Origin of the sequence: Candidatus Sodalis sp. SoCistrobi (genome assembly GCF_900143145.1) — a bacterium.
In the GTDB taxonomy this organism is placed as follows: Bacteria; Pseudomonadota; Gammaproteobacteria; order Enterobacterales; family Enterobacteriaceae; genus SoCistrobi.
Genome location: NZ_FRDB01000376.1, coordinates 1 through 1,342, shown reverse-complemented (window position 1 = coordinate 1,342; position 1,342 = coordinate 1). Strand labels below are relative to the sequence as shown.

The 1,342-nt window shown below is 53.4% G+C and carries 3 protein-coding genes; all 3 read left to right on the top strand.

Translation table 11 applies throughout. The features are described from left to right. The first annotated feature begins 119 nt into the window (after positions 1 to 119). The 3 genes from CINSTRO3249_RS18080 to CINSTRO3249_RS15955 all read left to right on the top strand — a co-directional run bounded on the left by CINSTRO3249_RS18080 (position 120) and on the right by CINSTRO3249_RS15955 (position 1,064). Positions 120 to 452 (top strand): recombinase RecT, encoded by a 333-nt coding sequence (locus CINSTRO3249_RS18080; protein ID WP_074013911.1) that lies wholly within the window; start codon positions 120 to 122, stop codon positions 450 to 452. 174 nt (positions 453 to 626) lie between these two features. Then, positions 627 to 818, top strand: a complete 192-nt coding sequence (locus CINSTRO3249_RS17015) for a hypothetical protein (RefSeq protein ID WP_125933232.1) — start codon at positions 627 to 629, stop codon at positions 816 to 818. A gap of 12 nt (positions 819 to 830) precedes the next feature. Then, the gene (locus CINSTRO3249_RS15955; RefSeq protein ID WP_125933231.1) at positions 831 to 1,064 is read left to right on the top strand and encodes a DUF7446 family protein; all 234 of its coding nucleotides are present in this window, start codon (positions 831 to 833) and stop codon (positions 1,062 to 1,064) included. Positions 1,065 to 1,342 lie beyond the last annotated feature (278 nt).

Genomic DNA, 1,342 nt, shown 5'->3' with positions numbered 1-1,342 from the left:
TATTCATGCTGAGTTTCCAGCACTAGATTAACTGCCCGTTCACGGACTTCCGGAGAGTAACGTTTGGTCGTTGTCATAGAGACCTCCACTTTTAAAGTATAGACTCTAATTTATCCGGGGTGATTCAAACCGCCGCGAAAGAGTCCAGTCCGTGGCAAAAGCACTACCGCGAAATGGCCATCAAGACGGTGACCAAGCGCCTTTGCAAACGCTTGCCGGGTGCGGCAGAGATTTACTCGCTGCTGGATGTGGGGCATAGCGGCGCCGACCACAGTCGTCAACCCGGTGAACAATGCGCGCCCCCGCTTGCGCGATGTGCTGAGCAACCACAGATTCACCTCGGTGCCACAGGCCGCAGCACCAGAAACCGCGCCGGTGCCGGCGGAAAACCCGGCTCCAGAACCCGAGGTCATGCCGCCCGCACTCGAGGCTGCGCTCATCGCGTTCGATGACGCTAGCGACGAGGAAAGTTATCAGGCAGTTGTCGAGCACTGCAAAACCCTCGCTCAAACGCTCTCAGACGCTCACAGAGGCGTTTTGCGAGAGAAGATGACCCAAACAAGTCGAGGATACGAAAACCCCGTAGAGAGGCTTACACGCATGCAGAGACTAAAACACCTGTGGCGATGGCTGAGGGACACCCTGAGCCAGCCGGGCCACCCCTGAATATTATCCCGCTGGCGAACAGTTCCGGCACCGGCTGGCGCTTCCCGGATAACTCGATAGAGACCGGCTATGTGCAGGCCCGACAACGTGCAGAAGCGATGGGGTGTCAGTTACAGGCGCGGCAAACCAGCCGATATAGCGCGAGTCATTGAGAGGATATGAGCATGAAAAATACGATTTCCGTGGGTTATTCAACATTGTCCGGGCGTATTATGGCGGGATATTCCACGCAAGAGGCGAACACCACGCGTTTTACGGGCAAGAAATACGATGTCACGGATGAAGCAGTTACGGCGGTAGCCCGAAAGATGCTTCATCGCGAAGAGAGTATCGAGGTGGATTTTGGCGACGGGAGAATTCTGCGATTCTCCGTGGACATTGTTTCTCCGGGTAGCTGAATTCACATTGACAGGCTAGGCCGCCTGCCGTGAAATGGCGGCAATAATTTCAAATTGAAGAGTATTTATGCCTTCATGCAAAATTTGTAGTTCGTCAGTCATTATTGCGTGGACGTATATTCCTGAGCTTGACGGCTGGATAGGGAAAGGCACTTGCACATCCTGCGAAAACGTATCCGTTCATCTTGCGGGAAATCCACGATTTCAGCATTTTGCGCAGCGTTTTATTGCAATGAATACTTTTCCGTTCATGTTCTGATGAGAGAGAGCAATGTCGT